Below are 23,734 nucleotides of genomic sequence, written 5' to 3' on the forward strand. Positions count from 1 at the left end.
CCGCGAAGCACAGGGAGTTCAACCCATGTCCATCACCACACGCGCCGCCGTCGTAGAGTCCGGCGGAGCCCCCTTCACCCTGTCCGAGGTCGTCCTGGACGACCCCGCCCCGCACGAGGCGGTCGTCCGTCTGGTGGCGGCCGGACTGTGCCACACCGACCTCGGGGTGGCGAGCGGCGGCCTGCCCTTCCCGCTGCCCGGAGTCCTCGGCCACGAGGGCGCGGGCGTCGTCGAGGCGGTCGGCTCCGCCGTCACAGGCGTGGCCCCCGGCGACCACGTCGTGCTGTCCTTCACCTCCTGCGGCGACTGCCGCAACTGTCACGGCGGCCACCCCGCCTACTGCGCCACCTGGCTGCCGCTGAACCTCATCGGCGGCCGCCGCGCCGACGGCACCAGCACCATCAGCCGGGACGGCGAGCCCCTCGGCGGCCACTTCTTCGGCCAGTCCTCCTTCGCCGAGCGGGCCCTGGTCGACGAGCGCAGCCTCGTCAAGGTCGACCCCGGCGTACCGCTGGCGTCGATCGCCCCGCTGGGCTGCGGAGTCCAGACCGGCGTCGGCGCGGTCTGGAACGTGCTGAAGCCGGCGACCGGCAGCACGATCGTCGTCCTCGGCGCGGGCGCCGTCGGCCTGTCGGCGGTCATGGCGGCCGCCCTCACCCCGGCCACCACGATCATCGCGGTCGATCGGGTCGCCGAACGCCTCCAGCTGGCCAAGGAGCTGGGCGCCACGCACACCGTGGACGCGGGCGGCACCCCGCTGGGCGAGGCGGTCGCGGAGATCACCGGCGGGCGGGGCGCCGACGGCATCGTGGAGACCACGGGCAACACGGCCGTGCTCCGGCAGGGCGTCGACGCGCTCGCCGCCCGCGGCACCCTCGTCGTCGTGGGCGCACCGCCCTTCGGCAGTGAGGTCGCCCTGGACGTCAACGGGCTGCTGGGCGGCAAGCGGGTCGTCGGGCTCACCCTCGGCGACAGCGAGACGCAGGCCTTCATCCCGGCCCTGGTCGAGCTGGTCAAGGAGGGGCGGCTCCCGCTGCACCGCCTGATCGGCACCTATCCGTTCGCGGACATCGACCAGGCGGTACGGGACATGACCGCGGGCAGGACCATCAAGCCCGTGCTCATCTTCTGACGGTCATCTTGACCGTCGGCCTGACGGCGATCTTCTGACGGTCATTCGCCGACGGCGCGTCAGTCGACCGTCAGGACCAGCTTCCCGGTGGTCCGGCCGGTGTCGCCGAGCGTGTGCGCCTCGGCGGCGTCGGCCAGCGGGAAGGCGCCCGCGATCGTGGCCCGCAGCTTCCCCGTCCCGGCCAGCTCGGCGATCGTCCGCATCCCGGCCCGGTCGGCGTCCACGAGCATCCGCACCGCCCGGACGCCGAGCCGCTCCGCCTCCTCGTAGAACTCGTCCGACCCCACCGGCAGGATCGACACCACGACCCCGCCCGGCCGCAGCACGCGCAGGGACCGCACGGAGGTGTCCCCGCCCAGCGTGTCCAGGACCACGTCGACGTCCTTCACGGCCTCGGTGACGTCGTTCTCCCGGTAGTCGATCACCTCGTCGACGCCGAGCTCCCGCAGGAAGTCGTGCTTGCCCGCGCTGGCCGTGCCGATCACGTACGCGCCGCGCGCCTTGGCGATCTGCACGGCGACATGGCCCACGCCGCCCGCGGCCGCGTGGATCAGCACCCGCTGCCCGGCCTCGAGGCCGGCGTTCTCCACCAGGGCCTGCCAGGCGGTCAGCGAGACCAGCGGCAGCGCGGCCGCCTGGACGTGGTCGATCCCGGCCGGCTTGTGCCACAGGGCGCGGACCGGGGCGATGGCGTACTCGGCGTGCGAGCCGTGGCCGTAGGGGTAGGGCAGCATGCCGAAGACCTCGTCGCCGGGCGCGAAGGTCGCCACCCCGATGCCGACCGCCTCGACGGTCCCGGAGAGGTCCCAGCCCAGGACGAAGGGCGGCTCGCCCAGGAACCCGCCCGTGGCGCGGTGCTTCCAGTCGGTCGGGTTGACGCCGGCGGCGCGCACCCGGACCAGTACCTCGTTCGGACGCGGCGCGGGCCGCTCCACTTCCGTCTCCCTCAGGACCTCGGGACCGCCGAGGACGTTCTGGCCGATGACGCGCATGGTGTTCACAGTGCTCATGGTGAACCAGCCTGCCGGGCCGCACCCGGCCGGGAAATGGCAAGATTGCCAAGCTTCGATAGGATCGTGCCATGCAGGCACAGCAGCGCAAGCACCGGGTGGTCGTCCTCGCCCTCGACGGCGTCTACCCCTTCGAACTCGGCATCCCCAGCCGGATCCTCGGCGCGGCCGACGGTCACTACGAGACCCTGACCTGCTCGGTCGACGGCCGTCCGGTGCAGACCAACGCCGACTTCACGATCGGCGTGCGGCACGGCCCGGAGGTCCTGGCCACGGCCGACACGGTCGTCGTCGCCCCGGTGGCGTCCGACTGGGTCACCGCCGAACTTCCGGACGGGGTGGCCGCGGCGCTCGCCCTGATCCGTCCCGACGCGCGCATCGTCTCCATCTGCACGGCCGCGTTCGTCCTCGCCGCCGCCGGTCTCCTCGACGGCCGCCGGGCCACCACCCACTGGCAGGTCGCCGAGGCGTTCGGCCGGATGTACCCGCGGGTCGACCTCGACCCGGACGTCCTCTTCGTGGACGACGGCCGGGTGCTGACCTCGGCGGGCGCCGCCTCCGGGGTCGACATCTGTCTGCACCTCGTCCGCAAGGACCACGGCAGCGAACTCGCCAACAAGGTGGCCCGCCGCTGCGTGGTCCCGCCGTTCCGCGACGGCGGCCAGGCGCAGTACATCGAACAGCCCGTTCCCGAGGCCGGCGCGGCGAGCACGGCGGCCACCCGCGCCTGGGCCCTGGAGCGCCTCGACGAGCCCCTCGCCCTCGCCGACCTCGCCACGCACGCCAGGATGAGCCCGCGCACCTTCGCCCGCCGCTTCCACGACGAGGTGGGCATCAGCCCGGGCCGCTGGCTGATCCAGCAGCGTGTGGTGCACGCCCGGCACCTGCTGGAGGCCAGCGATCTCTCCGTCGACCAGATCGCGGGCCGGGTCGGCTTCGCCACCGGCGCCTCGCTGCGCCAGCACCTGCACGCGGCCATCGGGGTCTCCCCCCAGGCGTACCGCAGGACGTTCCAGACGGCCCGGTGAACGTTCCGGATCGCTGCCGCGTCACAGGAGCGGGCGCGAACGGGCGGCCGGGTAACGGAAACGGGGGGCGGGTATGCGCGCACGGTTCGTGGCGTCGGGGCTGCTGGTGGTACTGGCGGCCGTGGGATGCGGTACCGGGGTCGAGACGGACGTGGTCGTCGCGGGAACGCCACCGGCGACGCCGTACACCGGTCCGCTGGACATCGTCACCAAGGAGCTGGACGAGAGCACCCCGCAGGCCATGCGCAGCTCGTCCGGCGCCGCCGGCCGGGCGCTGGAGTGCGACGGGGAGATCTTCTGGGGCGGCGGGCCGGACGGCTGGAGCGAGCGCGACGGCGGTGACACCCCGGAGGAGGGGCTGCGGCTCTGGTTCGACCTGTTCGAGCCGACGGGCCCGCACTCCGGCTTCCGGGTGGAGCGCGAGGAGGCGGACCGGGTGCTGTACTCGTACGACGTGGACGGCCGGACGAAGATCGCCGTCGTCGTCGCCCGGGATCAGAAGGACCGGCCGGGCTGGGGTCCGGAGACCCACGCCTCCTGTGATCCGGCCGAACTGCCCGCGAGCGTCACCGACGCCGGCGACGAGGAGATCTGGACCGACGAGCACGGTGAGCGGGTCGCGACCACGACGCTGAGCAGTTACCCCGGTGCCGAGCACTGCGACTGGCAGACGGCGCACTTCCTGGGGACGGGCCGCGGGGAGAACTACCGGCAGTACGTCCGCGACCCCGACGGCGTGATCGAGGAGTCCCTGCTGACCTCCCCGTACGACGGCGACGCCGTGATGCCGGCGGACGCCCACGACACCGGATACCGCTACGAGGACTGGCGGTTGTGGCTGACGGACGACGCCTCGACGGCGTACGTCCGCACCGCCGACGGTGTCGAGGCCTGGCCCCTGGCGAAGGAGATGGTGGCGTGCGCGTGACCGCCGGTCAGCGGCTCGCGTGCAGCGCGACCAGCAACTGCCACACCTGGTCGGCGATCTCACCGGGCGTGCCTTCGAGGTCGCCGTGCAGCCAGTCCGCCAGCACCCCCGCGAAGGTCGCGGCGACGGCCGAGGCGACCAGGGGCGCGTCGGCCGCTCCCGCCCGCTCCCGCTCCCGCAGGCTGTAGGCCCGTAGATCCCGGTGCAGCACGCGGCCGAGCGGCCCGCCGCCGCCCGGCGCCAGCAGGGTGCGGTACAGCGTGGCGTGCGGCGTCAGCGAGCCGAAGAACTCCGGCAGAGCGGCCGGCGCCCGTACCGGGTCGGGCCGCCCCCGCCAGGCGTGCAGCGCCTCCACGGCCTCGCGCACGACGTCCGCGCAGGCGTCGACCGCGAGCGCCTCCAGGTCGGGATAGTGGACGTAGAAGGTGGCCCGGCCGACCCCGGCCCGCCGCACCAGGGCGGCGACGCCGACCTCCTCCAGCGGCCGCTCGGCGCATTCCTCCAGCAGTGCCGAACGCAGCCGCGCCCGGGTGCGGGCCGCGCGCGGGTCCTCGGGCTCGCCGCGGGTCACTGCGCGATCAGGACGGCGGCCAGGGCGAGCGCGCCGGGCAGGGCCTGGGCGACCAGGATCCGGCGGTTCGCCGTGGCCGCGCCGTACACGCCGGCCACGATCACGCAGGACAGGAAGAACACCTGTGCGCGGAAGCCGGTCGGGTCGGCCGCGATCAGCCCCCACACCAGGCCCGCCGCGAGGAAGCCGTTGTAGAGCCCCTGGTTGGCGGCCAGGGCGGCGGTCCGCTTCGCCATCTCCGCGTCCAGGCCGTGGAACGACATCCCCGGCTTCTTCTGCCACAGGAACATCTCCAACACCAGGATGTAGAGATGCAGCGCGGCCACCAGGGCGACCAGCACGTTCGCCAGGATTTCCATGTCTCCCTCAATTTCTTGGACAGGTGTCCACTATAGCGGGACACCTGTCCAAGAAGTCCAGTCACCGGTGGGACGCGTGACCTCAGGCTCAGGACATTTGGTGCGAACCGGACGATGACGGCCACACTGAAACCATGACGCCAGCACCCGCACGCCCCGCGAAGCAGCGCAAGCACGACACCCTCCACCGGCTCGAACACGACGTCGACGCCTGGGTCGCCACGGCCGCCGAGGGGGGTGCGGCCCCCTATCTGGTCCCCCTCTCCTTCGTCTGGGACGGCGCGACCCTGCTCTTCGCCACGCCCGCCACCAGCCCCACCGGACGCAACCTGCTGGCCACCGGCGTCGCGCGCATCGCCGTGGGCCCCACCCAGGACGTCGTGATGATCGAGGGCACCGCCGTGGCCGTGCCGCCCGTCGAGCTGCCGGAGGAGGACGCCGAGATCTTCGCGGGCAAGACCGGCTTCGACCCGCGCGAACTGGCCGCGCCCTACCTGTACTTCCGAGTCCTCCCCGGCCGGATCCAGGCCTGGCGGGCGGCCGACGAGATCCAGGGGCGGGAGCTGATGCGGGACGGGACGTGGCTGGTGGCCGACTGAAACCGGGGTATCCGCAAGGTTCGGGGACGGGACTCGCCCGCCCCGTTCCGGATCTCGCGGAGGAGACGACGACATGGCATTGGTGAAAGCGGGCGTCGTGGTGCTCGACTGTGCCGAGCCCGAGAAGCTCGCCGAGTTCTACAAGGGGCTGCTGGACGCCGAGGAGATCGTCGCGTCCGCCAACCGCGTGGAGATCAGGGGCGACGACGGGACCCGCCTGGCCTTCCGGCGCGACGTGAACGCGACCCCGCCGAGCTGGCCCCGCCCCGAGAACTCCTTTCAGGCCCACCTGGACTTCCTCGTCGACGACCTCGACGAGGTGGAACGCAGGGTCGTGGGTCTGGGGGGCCGCCCCCTGGAGACCAGGGGTGCCCCCGGCCCGCACGAGGAGCGCGGCTACTCCGACCCGTCCGGACACTCCTTCACCATCCGCCTCGAGCCCCCCACGGCGCCCAAGCAGGGCTGAAGCCGGAACCGGGAGCGGGAACGGGAACGGCCCGGCCCCCACCCGGACGGCGCCGGGCAGGGCCGGGCCGGAACCGGACCGGCGATGGGTCCGCGGAGCCCCGAGGGGCGCCGCGGACCCACCGCCGACCGCGGCCGCCCCCGGGCGGACCGCTCAGTCGACCGCTCAGTCGACCGCTCAGTCGACCGCTCAGTCCCGGCCACCCTTGTCCTGGGCCGGCCACACTCCCGTGGAGCGCTCGATCGCCTTCGCGCCGGTGCGGTCCGCGGCGCTGCGGACCGCCGCGAAGATCGCGCCCTGGACCGCCGCGGCCAGCAGGATCTCGCCCCAGCCGCGGTCCCGGTCCAGGGCGTCCGGAGCGTTGTCCTCGTGTCGTATCGCCTTCCACGCCTTGCGGAACGCGGCTCCCGCCAGGGCGCCGCTCGCCCAGCCGAGCACGAATCCGATGGGCTTGTAGGCAAGGGGGAGCTTCTTCTTCTTGGCCACGTGTGTCTCACTCCTTCTTTCGGTGCTGCGTGGAGGGGGTCTCAGGGTCGTCCCCGCGCCGGAACCTCTTCGTCGACGCGGACCGGACCGGGCGGTGTCCCGGTGCCGAACGGACGGCCGCCGAGTTCCTCGCGGTGGTGGGCGGCGTGCCAGCCGGCCAGGTCCGGGCCGAGGGGGACGATCCGGGTCGGGTTGATGCCGGTGTGCACCTGGTAGTAGTGCCGCTTGATGTGATCGAAGTCGACGGTGTCGCCGAAGCCGGGCGTCTGGAAGAGATCCCGGGCGTACGCCCACAGGACCGGGTTCTCCGTCAGCTTCCAGCGGTTGCACTTGAAGTGGCCGTGATAGACGGCGTCGAAACGCACCAGTGTGGTGAACAGCCGGATGTCCGCCTCGGTGATCGTGTCCCCCACCAGGTAGCGCTGCCGGGCCAGTCGGGACGCCAGCAGCTCCAACCGTCGGAACACCGCCGCGCACGCCTGGTCGTACTCGCCCTGCTCACTGGCGAAACCCGCCCGGTACACCCCGTTGTTGACGTCCTCGTACACGTCGGCCATGACCGTGTCGATCTCGTCGCGCAGCCCGTCGGGGTAGAGCTCGGGGGCACCTGGACGGTGCAGTGCGGTCCATTCGGTGGCGAGGTCCAGGGTGAGCTGCTGGTAGTCGTTCGTCACCAGCTCGCCGCTGGGCACGTCCACGATCGCCGGCACGCTGACGCCGTCCCCGTGGTCGGGGCCCCGGCGGTCGTACGCCTCGCTGAGGTAGCGGATGCCGAGGACCGGGTCGCGGCCGTCCGGATCGAGGGTGAAGCGCCAGCTGCGGTCGTCCTGGATGGGGTCGGCGATCGCCATCGGCAGCGCGTCCTCCAGGCCGAGGAGACGCCGGGAGATCACCGCCCGGCTCGCCCACGGGCAGGCACGGCTGACCACCAGACGGTAGCGGCCCGCCGTCACCGGCCAGCCGTCCCGGCCGTCCGCGGTGATCCGGTCGGTGAAGTGACTCTTCGACCGCTGGAACGCCTTGTGGCCGTACGCGCTGTTGCCGTCGCCCCCGCCGCTCATGGTGCCTCCTGTCGACGTCGCGTCGTCTCGTGCGTGTCCTGTTCGCGTGCATGTCCTGCTGAACGCGTTCCCCGATTTCCGCCGACGGCACGGTATGAGCTCGACCCGCCTGGGCATTCGGCGAGGGTGACACGGACATCTTCAGAACGGCACACCACACGGACCGCCGAACGGACCGCCGATGCGAACGCCGAGCGGGCGGCCGAGGAGAAGGAGCGAGGGAGAGGAGACGACGGCACCGGCGAGTCGGCCGCCGACCGCAAGACCCGCGTCACCGTACTGGTGGCGCTCGCCGCCAACCTGGTGATCGCCGTCGCCAAGGCGCTGGGCGGTCTGTTCGCGGGCTCGCCCGCGCTGCTGTCGGAGGCGGCGCACTCCGTGGCCGACAGTCTGAACGAGGTCTTCCTCCTCGCCGCACTGCGCCGCAGCCGACGCCCGGCCGACGCCCGGCACCCCTTCGGCTACGGCAAGGAGCGCTTCTTCTGGTCGCTGCTGGCCGCCGTGGGGATCTTCGTCATGGGCGGCTGTTTCTCCTTCTTCCAGGGCGTCGAGGCTCTCCGGTCGGGCGTCGACGAGAAGCTCAGCGGCTATGTGGTGGGCCTGATCGTGCTCGGGGTCGCCTTCGTCGCCGAGGGCGCCTCGCTGGCCCGGGCCCTGCACCAGGTGCACAAACAGGGCGGCGGGGTCGCGGGGATGCGCGACCCGGCCCTGCGCACGGTCGTCGCCGAGGACGGGACCGCCGTGCTCGGCGTCACCCTGGCCGCGATCGGCATGATCCTGCACATGGTGACCGGACAGGTCGTGTGGGAGGCCTCCGCCTCGCTGGCGATCGGCGTGCTGCTCGTCTACGTCGCCTACCGGCTCGGACGCGAGGCCCGCGACCAGCTCATCGGCGAGGCCGCCGACCCGGAGACCGGAGCGCGGATCCGCGCGCTGCTCGACGCCCAGCCCGAGATCGACAGCGTGGAAGCGCTGTTCACGATGAAGATGGGTCTCGACGCGGCCCTGGTGGCGGCCCGCGTCGACCTCATGCCGGGCCTGGACAGCGAGCGGGTCGAGGAGGTCGCGGTGCGCATCAAGCGCTCGATCGCGGCGACGGTGCCCGAGGCGGACCAGATCTTCCTCGACGTGACCGACCGCGGCGCGCGCGAGGCAGCGGAAAGCCCCGCCGCGACGGGGGAACGCGGCGGGGCCTGACAGTCGGGTGCCCGGTGGGAGCACCGTCATGCCTGTCCGCGACAGATTTTTCTACAAGACGCTCGAGGAGTCGTCCAGCCTCGCTCGAACGGCCCCCGCAGGACCCCCTTCCGTGCCCGGGCGGAGGCCGACGTCTCAGTTGCCGGCGGCGGCCTCCACGACGAACACCGGGATCTCCCGGTCCGTCTTCTCCTGGTAGTCGGCGTACGGCGGGTACGCCGCGACGGCGCGCTCCCACCACTCGGCCTTCTCCGTGCCGGTGACCTCACGGGCCGTCATGTCCTGCTTGCGCGGCCCGTCCTGGAGCTCCACCTGCGGGTCGGCCTTGACGTTGAAGTACCAGACCGGATGCTTGGGCGCCCCGCCCAGCGAGGCGACCAGGGCGTACCGGCCGTCGTGCTCCACCCGCATCAGCGGCGTCTTGCGGAGCTTCCCGCTCTTCGCGCCCCGGGTGGTCAGCAGGATGACGGGCATTCCGGTGTCCCCCAGCGTCGTCGCCTCGGTGCCGCCGGAGCGCTCGTACTGCTCCACCTGCTCGCGCACCCACTGCGTCGGGCTGGCTTCGTACTCGCCTTCGAGAGGCATGGCATCCGTCCCCTTCGTCATCGCGCCGCGTCGTTCGCGTCACGTACGTCAGACTCGCAACCTGGTTCAACATCGGTGGCCGCGAGATTCATCCGCCCCACGACCTAGGTCATCATGCGCACGGCCAGCACCGTCATCACCCCGCTCGACACGAGCGCCGTCAGCAGCCGCCCCCGATGGCCGGTGAGCAGCCGGCCCAGCAGCGCGCCGCCGCCGGCGAGCGACACCTGCCAGCTCGCGGACGCGAGGAAGGCCGCCAGCACGAACACGCCTTGTTCCAGGGGTCGTACGGACTCGGTGGCGCCGGTGCCGAGGACGAGCGCGGCGAAGTAGATCACGGTCGTCGGGTTGAGGAGGGTGATGCCGAACAGGCTCAGACAGGCCCGGGCCGGGCTCGGCGGCGGGGGAGCGGACCGGGTGCCGAGCCACCGGGCCCGGTACCGGCGTACGGCTGTCGCCGCGCCGCGCGCCGCCAGCGCCAGCAGGACCAGGGCCGAGGCCCAGCGCAACGGCGTCAGCACCGGCCGCAGCACGGCGGCGACGGCGGCGCCCCCGACCGTGGCGACCAGGGCGTAGAGGCCGTCCGCGAGGGCGACGCCGAGCGCGGCGCACACGCCGGTGCGCAGGGAGGTGCGGGCGGTGAGGGAGACGAGGTAGGTCGCGACCGCGCCGACGGGTACGGCGATGCCGTAGCCCGCGACCAGGCCCGCGACGAGCGCGGTCGTCACGGTCGCGCGGTATCGGGCCTCCGGGGACGGCCGGGCTGCTGTCGGCTGCGCGCCGCGAGAGCGGTGGCGGGCGTCAGCGGCAGGAGGGCGTCGAATGTGGACATGGCCGGATCCTGCGGGTGAGGGCAGGGCGACGGCAACCGGTTTTCCCGCCGCCGTCCCAAGAGTGACGCTTCGGAACGAATGGTTCCGGCCGAATCGCCCCATTGGTCGATCTGGCCGAACTCCGCGTCGCCCCATAGATGCCCGGGGCATCTAATGAAGATCGGCATGACGCACTCTTCGTCTGCGAGGTCACCCATGACGGACACGACGGACACGACGGACCTGAGGAACGCGACGGGCGTAACGGGCACGACGGGCACGACGAATACGAGGGGCACGACGGGCGCGACGGACGCATCGGATCTGACGGATGGGCGGTCCGGACCGGCCCCCGTCGCCTACCCCCAGGACCGCACCTGTCCCTACCAGCCGCCCGCCGCCTACGACCCCCTGCGCGACTCCCGTCCGCTGGCCCGCGTCACCCTCTACGACGGCCGGCTCGCCTGGCTGGTCACCGGGCACGAGGCGGCCCGCGCCCTCCTCGCCGACCCCCGCCTGTCGACCGACCGCACCCGCCCCGGCTACCCGGCGACCTCGCCCCGCTTCGCGGCGCTGCGCGACCGCCGCTCCGCCCTGCTCAACGTCGACGACCCCGAGCACCACGTCCAACGCCGGCTGCTGGTCGCGAGCTTCACCCTCAAACGCGCCACCGCCCTGCGCCCGGCCATCCGGCGGATCGTCGACGAGCGCATCGACGCGATGCTGGCGCAGGGACCGCCCGCGGAACTCGTGAACGCCTTCGCGCTGCCCGTGCCGTCCACGGTGATCTGCGAACTGCTCGGCGTCCCGTACGCCGACCACGAGTTCTTCGAGGAGCAGTCGCGGCGGCTGCTGCGCAGCAGGGTGCCGGACGAGGTGCGCGCGGCGCGCGACCGGCTCGACGCCTACCTCGGCGCGCTGATCGACCGGAAGCTGGCGGCGCCGTCCGGTGACGGCGTCCTGGACGCCCTGGTCCATGAGCAGGTGCGCGCGGGCACGGTGGACCGGGAGGAGGCGATCGCACTGGCCACGATCCTGCTGGTCGCGGGCCACGAGACGACGGCCAACATGATCTCGCTGGGGACCTACACCCTGCTCCGGCACCCCGAGCGGCTGGCCGAGCTGCGCGCCGACCCGTCGAAACTGCCGGCGGCCGTCGAGGAGCTGATGCGGATGCTGTCCATCGCCGACGGGCTGCTGCGCCGGGCCACCGAGGACATCGAGGTGGCCGGGACGACGATCCGGGCGGGGGAGGGCGTGGTCTTCGCGACCTCGGTCATCAACCGCGACGAGAGCGCCTACCCCGAACCGGACACCCTCGACTGGCACCGCTCCGCCCGCCACCATGTCGCGTTCGGCTTCGGCATCCACCAGTGTCTCGGCCAGAACCTGGCCCGCGCGGAGCTGGAGATCGCCCTGGGCGCTCTCCTGGAGCGGCTCCCCGGCCTGCGGCTGGCCGTGCCCGCCGACGCGGTCCGCTGGAAGCCGGGCGACACCATCCAGGGGATGCTGGAACTCCCCGTGACCTGGTAGGGGGCACCCGTGACGGACATTCACATCGACACGGACGTCTGTATCGGCGCCGGCCAGTGCGCCCTGGCCGCCCCGGGCGTCTTCACCCAGGACGACGACGGCTTCAGCGCCCTTCTGCCCGGCCGGGAGGACGGCGGCGGCGACCCGATGGTCCGGGAGGCCGCGCGGGCCTGCCCGGTCGGCGCGATCAAGGTGTCCGGGACGGCCGCCGGCTGACGTCCGGCCCGGGGCCCCTCCTCAGCCCAGCAGCAGCCGCGCCGCCTCGCGTGCCTCCGTCGCCGGGGCGGCGCCGCCGTCGATCCCGGCGGTCACCATCGCGCCCTCCGCCAGCAGGAACAGCGCGCCGGTGAGCGCCTCGGGCAGCCCGGCGTCGGCCACGAGCCCGCCGAGGTACTCCCGGAACGCCCGCTTGTGCTCCCGTACGCGGCGGGCGACCCGCTCCGAGGTCGCGCCCAGCTCGCCGTAGGCGTTGATCCAGGCGCAGCCGCGGAAGTCCGGCTCGCGGAACCACTCCGCCAGCCAGTCGAACACGGCCAGGATGCGCTCTTGGGGGTCCTGGCGCCGGGCGACGTACTCCGCGAGCAGCCCGCGCCAGCGCACGTCCCGCCGCTCCAGGTAGGCCTCCACCAACTGCTCCTTGGCCGGGAACAGTTGGTACAGGCGCTTGAGCGACACCCCCGAGGCGCCCCGGAGGTCGTCCATCCCGACGGACTGCACGCCGCGTCCGTAGAACAGCTTCTCGGCGGCGTCGAGCGCCTGCTCACGGGCCGTTGCGCTGTCCACGGCGACCACCGCTCCTCGGGGTTCGTGCTTCCTTGACGGGAGAACGTGCGTTCTCTACGTTAGCAGGCACACCGGAGAACGCTCGTTCTCCACATGTCAGGAGCCAGGAGACGCCATGTCGGACGCCCGCCCACCCCTGCCGCCCTTCACCCGGGAGACCGCGGCCCAGAAGGTCCAGGCCGCCGAGGACGCCTGGAACACCCGTGACCCGCACAAGGTCGCCCTCGCCTACTCCGAGGACTCGGTCTGGCGCAACCGCGACACCTTCCTCACCGGCCGTGCCGCGATCGTCGAGTTCCTCACCGCCAAGTGGGCCCGCGAGCACGAGTACGCGCTCCGCAAGGACCTCTGGGCCCACGACGGCCACCGCATCGCCGTCCGCTTCCAGTACGAGTCGCGCGACGCCGCCGGGCAGTTCTGGCGCAGCTACGGCAACGAACTGTGGGAGTTCGACGAGCGCGGGCTGATGACCCGCCGCGAGGCGAGCATCGACGATGTGCCGATCGCGGAGGCGGACCGCCGTATCCACGGGCCGCGCCCCGAGGCCGAACGAGGGCTGTCCTTCCCGCTTGAGTAGGGTGCGCGGGTGACCGCACAGGACGAACAGCCGCCCTTCCTCTACGTCGTCGTCTGCGCCGCCGGCATCGCCGCGGACGTCGGCAGGCTGATCGCCGCAGCCCAGGAACGGCAGTGGCACGTGGGCGTCATCGCGACGCCGCACGCCATGAACGGCTTCTTCGACACCGCCGACGTCGAGGCGCGGACCGGGCGCCCGATCCGCTCCGCCTGGCGGCGCCCCGGCGACCCGCGGCCGTTCCCCGAGCCCGACGCGGTCGTCGTCGCCCCGGCCACCTTCAACACCGTCAACAAGTGGGCGGCGGGCATCGCCGACACCCTCGCGCTGGGCACCCTGTGCGAGGTCTCCGGGCTGGGCATCCCCGTCGGGGTCCTGCCCTGTGTGAACGAGACCCTCGCGGGCCACCCCGCCTACCAGGACAGTCTGATACGGCTGCGCGGCATGGGCGTCCGGTTCGGGTACCCCTACGACCGTGCCCAGGGTGAGGAGTTCGACTGGGAGCGGGCGCTGGACCTGATCGAATGAGTCATACGGTGACGTCCGTCGCCGTGCCGAGGGGCAGCCACCGCCTCCTCGTCCCACATCATCATCGACAGGGTGACGGTGGGCAGATAGGTCGGCAGCACCTCCTCGTCCGGCGTGTCCGGCGCCAGCAGGTGCGCGTGGGCCGCCCGCATAGGGGGGACCGCGTGCTCGTAGCCGTCGGTGACCAGGACGGCGAAGGCCCGCAGCACCAGCTCGACACCCGTGGCGGGACCCTCGCGCGGGACCCGTTCGTCCACTTCGCGGGCGATGTCGGCCAGGGTGACGTCCCGCATCAGGTGCTCGGCGGTGACGGCCCGGTCCACCGCCCGCAGCAGCGCCTCCTTGGCGGACCCCGGAGCCTCGTCGCCGAAGGCGCGCGCCGCGTACAGGCAGAGCGCCGGTGCGCGGGCGAAGGCCCCCGAGTCGCCGAGCAGGCTGATCGCGTGCGCGCGGACGAGCAGTGCCCGGCCCCGCCCGACGCCGTCGAGCAGATCGACCTCGACCAGGTCCAGCAGCGACTCCGCCTGCAACGGCGCACCCGCCGAGAGGGCGGCCTCGGCCGCGCCGACCAGCCGTCCGGTCCGTGTCCCGGCCTCGGCCGTCAGCTCGGCCGCCCGGGTCAGGAACGCGGCGCGGGCCGCGTAGCCGCCCCGGGCGCCCGCCCGGTCGGCCGCGCGCTCCGCCTCCTCGGCGACCCGGGCGTCCGGGCCGAGCGCGGCGGCGGCCCGGTGCCAGGCCCGCAGGTCGGCGTCGGCGGGACGGTCGGTGACCCGGGCCAGCGCCCCGTGCGCCCGTCTGCGCCGCACGCTGGTCGCGCCGCCGTACACCGCGGACCGCACCAGCGGGTGCCGGAACCCGGCCCGCGCCCGCAGCGTCACCAGCCGGGCGGCCTCGGCCGGGCCCGACGCCTCGGGACCGAAGCCGAGCAGCCGGGCCGCGTGCGTGAGGTACCCCAGGTCGCCGCCCGGCTCGGCGGCGGCGAGCAGCAGCCACTCCTGGGTGGCCGCGGGCAGTTCGCGGACCTGCTGGAGGTAGTGCGCCTCCAACCGGCCGCCATGGGCAGCGGTTCGGGCAGTGCCCGGCCGCCCGAGAGCTGCTCGGCCGACAGCTCCGCGCCGAGATCGGCCAGGGCGAGCGGATTCCCGGCCGTCGCCGCCACGATCCGCGCCGCCACGCGCGCGTCCAGCGGCCCGCCGACCGCCTCGCGCAGCAGCTCCAGCGCGAACGGCTCCGCAAGCCCGGTCACGTCCGTGACGGTGATCCCCGCCGGCACCTCGAAGCCGGTGCGGGCCGCGAACAGCAGGCCCACACCCTCCGCGTGCACCCGGCGCGCGACGAACGCGAGCGCCCCGAGGGACTCGTCGTCGACCCAGGAGGTCGTCGACGCACAACAGCACCGGACGGCGTTTCGCGCTCTCCGCCAGCAGGGTGAGCGTGGCGAGACCCACCAGGAACCGGTCGGCCGCGGGCCCCTCGGCCAGGCCGCTGGCGACCCGCAGCGCCGTGTGCTGCGGCACGGGCAGCGCGCCGGGTTCCTTCAGGTGCCCCAGGAGCGGTACGAGCAGCCGGTGCAGCGCGGCGAACGGCAGACTTGACTCGGCTTCGACCCCGGCCACCCGAAGCACGCGCAGATCACCGGCCTCGCGGGCCGCGTGGTCGAGGAGCGCGGTCTTGCGGATGCCGGCGTCACCGCGCAGCAGCATCGCTTCGCTCAGCCCTTCCCGCACTCCGGCGACCAGGCCGTCGAGCCGCTCCCGCTCCGGTCCACGTCCTATGAGGAACACGCCCACGCCCTTCGGGAAGGCCCGGAGGTGAAGGCCATCGGCAGATTGTGTGAAAGCGCTCCCATTCAATCAAGGCAGGGCGGCCGGGACGGCGCGATCAGCCGGTCCCGCCCGCCCGGGGTCGCCCTCGCCAGGCTCCTGCACCGGCCCCGACCGACCCGAGGTCGAGGAACGGCGAACGCGCGGAGCGCTAGTGCGGGCCTTGCGGTGCGAACTCGGTACCGCAGGGCCCGGCCCCCTCGCTGACCGCCAGCGGCACCCGCTCCCCGCTCATGGAGAGCGTCCGGTAGTACTGGCCGATCCGTCGCGCCGACCGCCCGGCGTAGTGCCCGATGAACGATCGCCGGAAGCGGTCGTCGCTGCGGTTGGGCCCCGACCCGTGCACCAGGCTGCCGTTGAAGAACAGCACGTCACCCGGCGCCATGTCGACCGGCACCGCGGCGAGTCCGGGCGGCGGCGGCACGTACTCGCGCGCGAACGACACCTCCGCGTCGGCCTCCTCCGGGCAGAACAGTCCCGTCCGGTGGGTGCCGGGCACGACCTCCAGGCCGCCGTTGTCCCGGTCGATCACGTCACAGGCCAGCCAGGCCGCCACGCAGGTGCCCGGCTCGACCCGCAGATAGAAGTTGTCCTGGTGCAGCGCCTGGCCCCGGGAGCCGGGCGGCTTGAAATAGAACATGCTCTGCGCGGCCAGTGCCTCCTCGCCGAGCAGCTCCTCCAGCACGCCCCGCAGCCGCGCGTCCAGCAACACCTGCCGGGCCAGGGCGCTGATCTCGTGCGGGTGCATCACCCTCGGGTACGCGTGCAGCGGGTCGGCGGCGCCGGGGCGCGGCTCGAAGTGTCCGGGCACCGGCCGCCCGGCCGCGTGCAACTCGGTGAACTCCGCGCACAACCGGTCGACCTCGTCGTACCCGAACAGCCCGCGTACGACGGTGAAGCCGTCCTCCCGGTACTGCCGCAGCCCCGCCCGGGTCAGGACGGGTGCTCCGGCGGCGCCGATGTCCGTGACGGTCATACTTGCCCTCCTCGGTCCACTGGTCTCGACCCGCCACGCTAGGCCGACGCGCCCTCAGGGAGGATGCCCATGCGTGCTGACGACCTGCCCAGGACTGCCGGGCCCGTTCCCGCGGATCCGTCCCCGCCGCCCGGTCTGGTGGTGGTCGGTCACTTCGACGAGGGCGCCGGGTACGGCGTCAACCGGCCCCAGGGGTCGGACAGTTGGCTGTTCACCTGGACGACGGGCGGGCGCGGCCTGCTGCGCCAGGGCGGGAGCGAGGTACGGGCGGGCGCCGGGGACCTGGTGGTGCTCGCGCCGGGCGTCCCGCACGCCTACGCCGTCGAACCCGGCGCCCGGCACTGGCGGTTCTGGTGGGCCCACTGCCAGGCCCGGCCCTCCTGGACGCCCTGGCTCCGCCCGTACGCCACCGGCGAAGGACCGGACGGTCTGTACGCCGTCGGCCCCGTCCCGGCGACCCTGCACGACCGGATGGAGGGAGCCTGGCGGCGCACGCACGCCGACGCCCGGTGGACCGGCGCGGACGTGCCGTCCGGTGATCTGGGGATCGTGGTGGCCCATGGCTCCGCGGCCCGGGAACTCGCCCTGTGCGGACTGGAGGAGGCCGTCCTGCTCGCCGCCGCCTCCGCCCGGCCTCCCGCGTCGCCGCCCGGCCTCGACGACCGGGTCCGCCGCGCACAGGCGCGGATGGCGGCGGATCCCGGTGCCCCGCACACCGTTCGCTCGCTCGCCGCGGAGGTCGCGCTGTCGCCCTCGCGCTTCGCCCACCTCTTCACGGAGCAGGTCGGCCATTCCCCGATGCGGGCCCTGCTCGAGACGCGACTGCGCCACGCCGCACGGCTGTTGGAAGGCACCGACCTGTCCGTGGAACGCGTGGCGTCGGCCTGCGGCTTCGCGAGCGCGTTCCACTTCAGTCGCGTCTTCCGGGCCCGTCACGGCACACCGCCGGGCGCGTACCGGGACGGAATGCGCCCGGCTATTACCGTCCGGAAAGGCACGTCGAATGGGGCACCAAAAGGGACACCGATACAGTGACCACCCCACAGAGGTTCCGCCGTTGACGTTTCGTCAAGACAATTCGGCCCGCACGCAATGCACGAAACCGCGAGATCTCTTGTTCCGCCTGGTCCGGCTGTGCAAAGGTGAGCCCTGTCGGCGCACGGACAACGCTTTCCCCGGTGCGCGCGAGACACCTCCCGTTCACACCCCCCACGCTTCAAAAGAGCGGTACCCCCCGCGGACGTTCGAGGTGCCGAACCCTGTGCGAGCCGATCCCGCTTCGTGGGCGGGATCGCATACCCGTTGGTATGGACTTTATGCCGCATGCCCCCGGAAGGAATGCAGACCGTGAATGACGCAGGCCTGTCGAATTCCCCTTCGGCGCGCCGCTTCGACGCGACGGACGAACAGCTGAGCTCCGAGCTGAAGAAGTGGACGGGGGCCTCACCCGCACTGCATCCCGTCGGTGAGCTCCTGGACCGCCACTGGGCGGCCGCTTTCGCCTACGCACGGCTGTGCACCGACGGCGAGCGCGCGGCGGGCATGCTCACCACGGCCGCCTTCACCCGGCTGTTCGGTGAGAGTCTGCGGCAGAACGGGCCGACGGCCGCGTGGCGACCCCACCTGCTGGTCACCGTGCGCCGCATCGCCGGCGAATGGGACGCCGACGGCCGCCGTGACCTGCTGCACCCGGCGCTTCGCTCCGAGGGCGAGGACCGCGACCGCGCCGCCGCCCGGCTGCTGCCGCCGCTGAACCGGCGCCTCCTGTCCCGGGCGTTCCAGCGGCTGCCCCAGTCCGCGCGCTGCCTGCTCTGGCACATCGAGGTCGAGGCCGAGCCCCTGGCCGTCCCGGCCGGACTGCTGGGCCTCGAGGACGAGGGCGCCCGGGTCGAACTGCGCCGGGCCCGCGAGCGGCTGCGCGAGGAGTGCCTCCAGGTGCACCGCGAGCTCGCCACCGACGACGAGTGCCACCGCTACGACCGACTGCTGGACGTCACCTGCCGCCGCGGCGGCGCCGATCTCGACCCCGATCTGCGCGCCCACCTGGAGCAGTGCCGGCACTGCCTGCACACCGCCGAACAGCTACGGCAGTTCGAGGGTCTGCTCGGCGCCGCACTGGCCGAGGGCGTCCTCGGCTGGGCCGCCGCGGCCTACGTGGAGGTCAGGGTGGCGGGCGACGGAGAATCCGTCGAGACCGCCGCGGAGCAGCCCCGGAGCTACGCGGGCGAGGCCTTCACCGACGGGACCCCCGCCCCCGCGGCGCTCGGCAACGGCACCGGAGCCGACACGCGCGCCGGGCTGCGCGCCGGGGCGATCTCCCGCATCGGATCGCGGGTCGCCGCCGTCGCACGCGCCGGGGCCGTGCCCGGCGCCGACTCCCGCCCGGGCGCGAGCCGTTCGGCCCAGAAGGCGGCCCGCCGCGCCCGCCGCCGCAACCTCGCGGCCGCCGTGCTGACCGTGAGCGGGCTGGTCGTGCTGCCGCTCGGCGTGTGGGCCGTCGTCGGCTCCGGGGACGGAGCCGGCCCCGCCGCCGGCAGCAAGGCGGCGAAGACCCCGGCCCCCGGGACGGACACGGCCACCTCCGACCCGTCCTGGGTCGACGTCGGCGAGGACGCCCAGGGCACCCTGCGCGGCCGACTGCACAACGTGGCCTCCGGGCTGTGCATCGGCATCGTCGGCACCAAGGCCGTCAGCGGCGCCGAGACCGAACTCGCCGCCTGCTCCTCCGCGGCCGGCCAGCAGTGGTCGTACGAACCGGACGGACTGGTGCGCAGCGCCGCCAACGGCGATCTGTGCCTCGACTCCCACCTGGGCTTCTCGGTACGGCTGGCCCCGTGCGCGGGCGCCTCCCAGCCCGACCCCAAGAACGTCCGGTACGACTTCACGCTCCAGGGCACGCTCGTCCCGCGCTCGGGTCAGAACCTCGCGCTGGCGCCCGCCGCCACCGACGGATCGGGCGCCCTCGTCCTGAAGAACCGGGTGGACAGCGCCGCCCAGCGCTGGGTGATCGACACCTCGCAGCCCGACCCGCAGATGCAGTTCGTGAACTGGGGCGCCGACAGCACCTCCTTGGACACCCCGGCGCCGACCCCGACGCCCAAGGCCGCGAAGCCCGTGACGCCCACGCCGTCCGCCGCCCCGACCACCACGAGCCCGACGAGCTCCTCGTCCGGCTCGAACACCACCACGTCCTGCTCGTACTACTCGTACTACTACTGCTCGTGGGGCGGCCAGCCGGGCTCGTCCGGCGGCTCGGGATACGGCTACGGCGGCTCCGGGTACGGCAACGGATACGGGGGATACGGCTCGGGCTCCGGCTTCGGCGGCGGGCACAACTGACCCGAGCGGTCAGACCCCGACCACCTGGAGCGACGCCCACAGCGCCACCACGGCCGGGACCAGCGCGGCCGGCACCGTGAGCAGCCCCAGCCGGGTGAACTCCCCGAGCCCGACACGCTCCTCACGCGCCTGCACCACGCGCCGCCACAGCAGCGTGGCCAGCGACCCGGCGTAGGTGAGGTTCGGGCCGATGTTCACCCCGAGCAGCACCGCGAGCACCGCCCCGGTCCCGGCCGGGGCGGCGAGCGGCACCAGGACCAGCACCGCGGGCAGGTTGTTGATCAGGTTGGCGAGGACGGCGGCCAGCGCGGCGACGGCGAGCAGGGCGAGCAGGCCCGAGCCGTCCGGCAGGGCGTGCCGCAGCGCGTCGGCGAGCCCGTTGTCGACGACCGCGCGCACCACGATGCCGAGCGCCAGCACGAACGCCAGGAACCCCGGCGCGGCCGCCCGCACCACGGCGACCGGCGTCACCCGCCGCCGCACCAGCGCGCGCCCCGCCATGACCAGGGCGCCGGCGAACGCGGCCCACGCCGGTTCGATCCCGACCGCGGACGCCACCACGAACCCGACGAGCGTGCAGGCGACGGTGACCAGCGCGAACAGCGGCAGCTCGGGTGCCGGGCCGTCGTCCTCGGCGGGCTCGGCGGCGGGCAGGTCGTCGGCGAAGAAGCGCCGGAAGACCAGGTACTCGGCGCCGATCGCGACCACCCAGGGCAACGCCATCAGAGCGGCGAACCGGGTGAAGCTCAGCCCGCTCGCCTCGAACGCCAGCAGGTTGGTGAGGTTGGAGACCGGCAGCAGCAGCGAAGCGGTGTTCGACAGGTGCGCGCACGCGTAGACGTGCGGCCTGGCGCGCACCCCCATCCGGGCGGCGGTGGCGAACACCACCGGCGTCAGCAGCACCACGGTCGCGTCCAGACTGAGCACGGCGGTGATCACCGAGGCCAGCGCGAACACCGCGACCAGCAGGCGTCGGGGACTGCCCGCCGACTTCCGGGCCATCCACGCCCCGCAGGCCGTGAAGAGACCCTCGACGTCGCACAGGTGCGCCAGCACCAGCACCGCGGCGAGGAAGCCGACGACCGGTCCGAGCCGTTCGGCCTCCGCCAGCGCGTGCTCGGGCGACACCGCCCCCAGGGCGATCACCAGGGCGGCGGCGGGGACGGCGACGAGGGCCTCGGACCGCCCGGCGGGCCGCAGCACGGCCCATCCGAGGGCGGCGGCGAGCAGGACGACGGACAGCGTTTCGGCGAGCGGGGCGTTGATGTGGATCTCCGGGAGCGGGGTACGGCGGTGCCCGCCCAGTGAGCTGGTCCGGGTGCCCGTCCATGAAAACACGCGCGGGTAAAGCGCCCGCCAAGTGGCCGGGAGGCCGCCTCACTCCTCGTCGAGCAGGCTCAGCTCCGCCCAGATCGTCTTGCCCTCGGGGGTGTGCCGGCTGCCCCAGCGCTGGGTGAGCTGGGCGACCAGCAGCAGGCCGCGACCGCCCTCGTCCCAGGTCTTCGCCCGGCGCAGGTGCGGGGCGGTGTGGCTGGTGTCGGACACCTCGCAGATCAGCGTGGTCGCGTCATGGATCAGCCGGAGCCGGATGGGGTGGGAGCCGTAGCGGATGGCGTTGGTGACCAGTTCGCTCACCACCAGCTCGGTGGTGAAGGACGCCTCGCTCAGTCCCCAGCGGGAGAGCTGCTCGACCGCCTGTTTGCGGATGGGCGCGACCAGCGAGGGGTCGGCGGGGATGTGCCAGGTCGCGACCTGGGAGGCGGGCAGCCCCCGGGTGCGCGCGAGCAGCAGGGCCACGTCGTCTGCGGTGCCGCCGGGCGGGAGCAGGGCGTGCAGGATCCGGTCGCAGGTCTCGTCCAGGGAGTCCGAGTACGCCGCCAGCGTCTCGCTCAGCAGCCGCAGACCGGTGTCCACGTCCCGCTCGCGGGACTCGACCAGACCGTCGGTGTAGAAGGCGAGCACACTGCCCTCGCCGAGCTCCAGCTCGGCCGACTCGAACGGGAGCCCGCCCAGGCCCAGCGCGGGACCGGCCGGCAGGTCGACCCGCCGGGCGGGGCCGTTCGGCCGCAGCACCAGGGGCGGGGGGTGCCCGGCCCTGGCCATCGTGCAGCGTCGTGACACGGGGTCGTACACCGCGTACAGACAGCTGGCGCCGACCTCGCCGGGGTTGCCCTCGCCGCCGGCCTCCTCCGACAGCCGGACGACCAGGTCGTCCAGGTGGGTGAGCAGTTCGTCGGGGGCGAGGTCGATGTCGGCGAGGGTGCGCACGGCGGTGCGCAGCCTGCCCATGGTGGCCGAGGCCTGGATGCCGTGCCCGAGGACGTCCCCGACGACCATGGCGACGCGCATCCCGGACAGCGGGATCACGTCGAACCAGTCGCCGCCGACCCCGGCGCGGGCGGCCGGCAGATAGCGGGAGGCGGCGTCGACGGCGGCGGTGCGGGGCAGGGTGCGCGGCAGCAGACTGCGCTGGAGGGCGAGGGCCGTCTCGCGCTCGCGGGAGAACCGGCGGGCGTTGTCGATGCAGACGGCGGCCCGGGCCGTGATCTCCTCGGCCAGCAGCACGTCGTCCGGGGTGAACGGGTCCGGCCGGCGGAACCGGGTGAGGACGGCGACGCCGAGCGTCATACCGCGCGCCAGGATCGGCACGGACATCGTGGAGTGGATGCCGAGCTCCCGCACGCGGGCGCCGCGTGCCGGGTCCCAGGCGAGCCACGCGTCCAGACCGCCCCCCGCCAGGGAGCCGATGATGGTGTGCCCCGCGACCAGCGAGTCGGCCTGCGGGGACCCGGTCGGGTACTCCTGTACCTCGCCGGGCTTGGCCACCGCCTCCGGGTTGCCGGGGTTCACCGAGTGGTGCGCGGCGCGCCGCAGCCCCACCGGCGGGTTGAACCGGCTCGGCAGCTCCCCGCCGTCCTGCGGGTCGAGCAGGTCGACGCTGACGAAGTCGGCGAGCGCGGGCACGCAGACCTCCGCCAGTTCCTGAGCGGTCCGGATGACGTCCAGGGTGCTGCCGATGCGCACGCTGGCCTCGTTGACCAGCTGGAGCCGCTCGCGTGCGAGGTAGTTCTCGGTGAAGTCGTGGGCGGACAGGCACACGCCCCGGATCCGGCCTTCCGCGTCGGTGACGGGCGCCATCCGGGCCAGCCAGGCGTGGGCCCGCGACTCGCCGCCGCTGCGGATGTACGTCTGCACGTCCTGCGCCCGGCCGCTGGTGAGCACCCGCAGCATGTGCTGTTCGAGCTCCGTGCTCTGCGGTCCGCCGCCGATCTCGGCGAGCCGCAGGCCCCGGATGCGCTCCTCGGGCAGTCCGATGACGTCACGCATCGCGTCGTTGATCCGGCGCAGCCGCAGCCGGTCGTCGTAGACGGCCACCGCGCAGGGGGACTGGACGAGGCCCGCCGCGGCGAGGAGACCGTCCGAGGAGCCGGAGCCGCCTCCGGCCAGCGGGGTGACGACGAGCCAGTGTCCCGGGTCGTCGGCACGGGCGGGCAAGCGGTGGGCGAGCAGCCACACCCGGACCGGACGACCGTCGCGATGGCGCAAAGTGACCGTTCCGTCCCAGCGCACACCGGTGAAGTCGGGCGTCCCGTCGGTCAGCAGCTCCACGGCGGGCCGGCCCAGGACATCGGCCGGGTTCCAGCCGAGCAGGGCCCGGGCGCCCTCGTTCCACCCGATCAGCGCGCCGGAGTCGTCGACGACCGCCCGGGCCGTCGCGGCCTCGTCGAACGGATACTCCGGACTCATCTCGGCACTCCATCGCGGACACTCACAGTGAACAGGCACGCCACTTCCGTTCCAGCCTAGTGTGTCCCGTTCCCCTGCGGACGGGAACCCCCACAGCTCGGCTGAACAGCGAGTTCCCGCCGAGGTCAAGGGCTAAAACCGGCCTATCCCGCGTGATCCCCGTGCGATCCCCGTGCGAAGGGGCCACGGTGCGCCGC

The 23,734-nt window shown here is 73.4% G+C and carries 24 protein-coding genes and 1 pseudogene; 12 read left to right on the top strand and 13 right to left on the bottom strand.

Annotation, left to right across the window (positions count from 1 at the left end; genetic code table 11):
• Positions 1–25: 25 nt before the first annotated feature.
• Positions 26–1,132, top strand: a complete 1,107-nt coding sequence (locus ACIRPU_RS37960; RefSeq protein ID WP_403875759.1) for an NAD(P)-dependent alcohol dehydrogenase — start codon at positions 26–28, stop codon at positions 1,130–1,132.
• Positions 1,133–1,191: 59 nt separating this feature from the next.
• Here the strand turns inward: ACIRPU_RS37960 and ACIRPU_RS37965 are convergent, their stop codons facing one another.
• On the bottom strand, positions 1,192–2,142 hold the full coding sequence (locus ACIRPU_RS37965; RefSeq protein WP_384114706.1) for an NADP-dependent oxidoreductase: 951 nt from the start codon (positions 2,140–2,142) through the stop codon (positions 1,192–1,194).
• Between the two features lie 71 nt (positions 2,143–2,213).
• Here ACIRPU_RS37965 and ACIRPU_RS37970 point away from each other — a divergent pair, with 71 nt between their 5' ends.
• Together ACIRPU_RS37970 and ACIRPU_RS37975 are read left to right on the top strand one after the other, a co-directional pair.
• A complete protein-coding gene (locus ACIRPU_RS37970; RefSeq protein WP_403875763.1) occupies positions 2,214–3,170 on the top strand; it encodes a GlxA family transcriptional regulator in 957 nt (318 codons plus the stop codon).
• A gap of 73 nt (positions 3,171–3,243) precedes the next feature.
• Positions 3,244–4,098 (top strand): hypothetical protein, encoded by an 855-nt coding sequence (locus ACIRPU_RS37975; protein ID WP_403875766.1) that lies wholly within the window; start codon positions 3,244–3,246, stop codon positions 4,096–4,098.
• Between the two features lie 7 nt (positions 4,099–4,105).
• Here the strand turns inward: ACIRPU_RS37975 and ACIRPU_RS37980 are convergent, their stop codons facing one another.
• Together ACIRPU_RS37980 and ACIRPU_RS37985 are read right to left on the bottom strand one after the other, a co-directional pair.
• A complete protein-coding gene (locus ACIRPU_RS37980) occupies positions 4,106–4,669 on the bottom strand; it encodes a TetR/AcrR family transcriptional regulator (RefSeq protein ID WP_403875769.1) in 564 nt (187 codons plus the stop codon).
• Positions 4,666–5,028: a DUF1304 domain-containing protein gene (locus ACIRPU_RS37985; protein WP_355702764.1), complete on the bottom strand. Its 363-nt coding sequence runs from the start codon at positions 5,026–5,028 to the stop codon at positions 4,666–4,668. The genes ACIRPU_RS37980 and ACIRPU_RS37985 overlap by 4 nt, the downstream gene beginning before the upstream one ends.
• Before the next feature lie 134 nt (positions 5,029–5,162).
• Here ACIRPU_RS37985 and ACIRPU_RS37990 point away from each other — a divergent pair, with 134 nt between their 5' ends.
• Together ACIRPU_RS37990 and ACIRPU_RS37995 are read left to right on the top strand one after the other, a co-directional pair.
• A complete protein-coding gene (locus ACIRPU_RS37990) occupies positions 5,163–5,627 on the top strand; it encodes a pyridoxamine 5'-phosphate oxidase family protein (RefSeq protein WP_384114694.1) in 465 nt (154 codons plus the stop codon).
• 73 nt (positions 5,628–5,700) lie between these two features.
• Entirely contained in the window at positions 5,701–6,093 is a 393-nt protein-coding gene (locus ACIRPU_RS37995) for a VOC family protein (RefSeq protein ID WP_384114691.1), read from the top strand.
• Positions 6,094–6,282: 189 nt separating this feature from the next.
• Here the strand turns inward: ACIRPU_RS37995 and ACIRPU_RS38000 are convergent, their stop codons facing one another.
• Entirely contained in the window at positions 6,283–6,579 is a 297-nt protein-coding gene (locus ACIRPU_RS38000) for a DUF4235 domain-containing protein (protein WP_384121080.1), read from the bottom strand.
• Positions 6,580–6,620: 41 nt separating this feature from the next.
• On the bottom strand, positions 6,621–7,640 hold the full coding sequence (locus tag ACIRPU_RS38005; RefSeq protein ID WP_403875774.1) for a glutathione S-transferase family protein: 1,020 nt from the start codon (positions 7,638–7,640) through the stop codon (positions 6,621–6,623).
• 279 nt (positions 7,641–7,919) lie between these two features.
• Here ACIRPU_RS38005 and ACIRPU_RS38010 point away from each other — a divergent pair, with 279 nt between their 5' ends.
• On the top strand, positions 7,920–8,837 hold the full coding sequence (locus ACIRPU_RS38010) for a cation diffusion facilitator family transporter (RefSeq protein ID WP_403875847.1): 918 nt from the start codon (positions 7,920–7,922) through the stop codon (positions 8,835–8,837).
• Positions 8,838–8,972: 135 nt separating this feature from the next.
• On the opposite strand, the gene ACIRPU_RS38015 is transcribed toward ACIRPU_RS38010, so the two are convergent.
• A complete protein-coding gene (locus ACIRPU_RS38015) occupies positions 8,973–9,422 on the bottom strand; it encodes a nitroreductase family deazaflavin-dependent oxidoreductase (RefSeq protein ID WP_403875777.1) in 450 nt (149 codons plus the stop codon).
• A 104-nt stretch (positions 9,423–9,526) separates the two neighbouring features.
• A complete protein-coding gene (locus tag ACIRPU_RS38020) occupies positions 9,527–10,150 on the bottom strand; it encodes a LysE family transporter (protein ID WP_403875780.1) in 624 nt (207 codons plus the stop codon).
• Positions 10,151–10,450: 300 nt separating this feature from the next.
• Between ACIRPU_RS38020 and ACIRPU_RS38025 the strand changes: the two genes are divergently transcribed.
• Positions 10,451–11,767 (top strand): cytochrome P450, encoded by a 1,317-nt coding sequence (locus ACIRPU_RS38025; protein WP_403875784.1) that lies wholly within the window; start codon positions 10,451–10,453, stop codon positions 11,765–11,767.
• A 9-nt stretch (positions 11,768–11,776) separates the two neighbouring features.
• Complete coding sequence (locus ACIRPU_RS38030; protein WP_385565339.1) at positions 11,777–11,983, top strand: ferredoxin; 207 nt, start codon at positions 11,777–11,779, stop codon at positions 11,981–11,983.
• A gap of 21 nt (positions 11,984–12,004) precedes the next feature.
• Here ACIRPU_RS38030 and ACIRPU_RS38035 read toward each other — a convergent pair whose 3' ends face one another.
• Positions 12,005–12,550: a TetR/AcrR family transcriptional regulator gene (locus ACIRPU_RS38035; RefSeq protein WP_403875787.1), complete on the bottom strand. Its 546-nt coding sequence runs from the start codon at positions 12,548–12,550 to the stop codon at positions 12,005–12,007.
• Between the two features lie 115 nt (positions 12,551–12,665).
• On the opposite strand from ACIRPU_RS38035, the gene ACIRPU_RS38040 reads away from it, so the two are divergent.
• Together ACIRPU_RS38040 and ACIRPU_RS38045 are read left to right on the top strand one after the other, a co-directional pair.
• Positions 12,666–13,127, top strand: coding sequence for a DUF1348 family protein (locus ACIRPU_RS38040; protein WP_403875790.1), 462 nt, complete (start codon positions 12,666–12,668; stop codon positions 13,125–13,127).
• A gap of 9 nt (positions 13,128–13,136) precedes the next feature.
• On the top strand, positions 13,137–13,652 hold the full coding sequence (locus tag ACIRPU_RS38045) for a flavoprotein (protein ID WP_403875793.1): 516 nt from the start codon (positions 13,137–13,139) through the stop codon (positions 13,650–13,652).
• Here the strand turns inward: ACIRPU_RS38045 and ACIRPU_RS38050 are convergent.
• From ACIRPU_RS38050 to ACIRPU_RS38060, 3 genes and pseudogenes are all read right to left on the bottom strand, one after another.
• Positions 13,592–14,698: a hypothetical protein gene (locus ACIRPU_RS38050; protein ID WP_403875865.1), complete on the bottom strand. Its 1,107-nt coding sequence runs from the start codon at positions 14,696–14,698 to the stop codon at positions 13,592–13,594. The two genes, ACIRPU_RS38045 and ACIRPU_RS38050, sit on opposite strands and share 61 nt — an antisense overlap.
• 387 nt (positions 14,699–15,085) lie before the next feature.
• A pseudogene (locus tag ACIRPU_RS38055) lies at positions 15,086–15,442 on the bottom strand (ATP-binding protein); the annotation flags it as partial.
• A gap of 184 nt (positions 15,443–15,626) precedes the next feature.
• A complete protein-coding gene (locus ACIRPU_RS38060) occupies positions 15,627–16,451 on the bottom strand; it encodes a phytanoyl-CoA dioxygenase family protein (RefSeq protein WP_403875796.1) in 825 nt (274 codons plus the stop codon).
• A 69-nt stretch (positions 16,452–16,520) separates the two neighbouring features.
• Here ACIRPU_RS38060 and ACIRPU_RS38065 point away from each other — a divergent pair, with 69 nt between their 5' ends.
• Complete coding sequence (locus ACIRPU_RS38065) at positions 16,521–17,486, top strand: helix-turn-helix domain-containing protein (protein ID WP_403875799.1); 966 nt, start codon at positions 16,521–16,523, stop codon at positions 17,484–17,486.
• Positions 17,487–17,789: 303 nt separating this feature from the next.
• A complete protein-coding gene (locus ACIRPU_RS38070) occupies positions 17,790–19,790 on the top strand; it encodes an RICIN domain-containing protein (protein ID WP_403875850.1) in 2,001 nt (666 codons plus the stop codon).
• Positions 19,791–19,799: 9 nt separating this feature from the next.
• Here the strand turns inward: ACIRPU_RS38070 and ACIRPU_RS38075 are convergent, their stop codons facing one another.
• Positions 19,800–21,095 (bottom strand): arsenic transporter, encoded by a 1,296-nt coding sequence (locus ACIRPU_RS38075; protein ID WP_403875853.1) that lies wholly within the window; start codon positions 21,093–21,095, stop codon positions 19,800–19,802.
• Between the two features lie 72 nt (positions 21,096–21,167).
• Positions 21,168–23,537 carry a SpoIIE family protein phosphatase gene (locus ACIRPU_RS38080; RefSeq protein ID WP_403875802.1) on the bottom strand — a complete coding sequence of 790 codons (2,370 nt, stop codon included), beginning with the start codon at positions 23,535–23,537 and terminating at the stop codon, positions 21,168–21,170.
• Between the last annotated feature and the right edge of the window lie 197 nt (positions 23,538–23,734).

The sequence above is a fragment of the Streptomyces sp. NPDC102259 genome, from assembly GCF_044766465.1.
Taxonomy (GTDB): domain Bacteria; phylum Actinomycetota; class Actinomycetes; order Streptomycetales; family Streptomycetaceae; genus Streptomyces.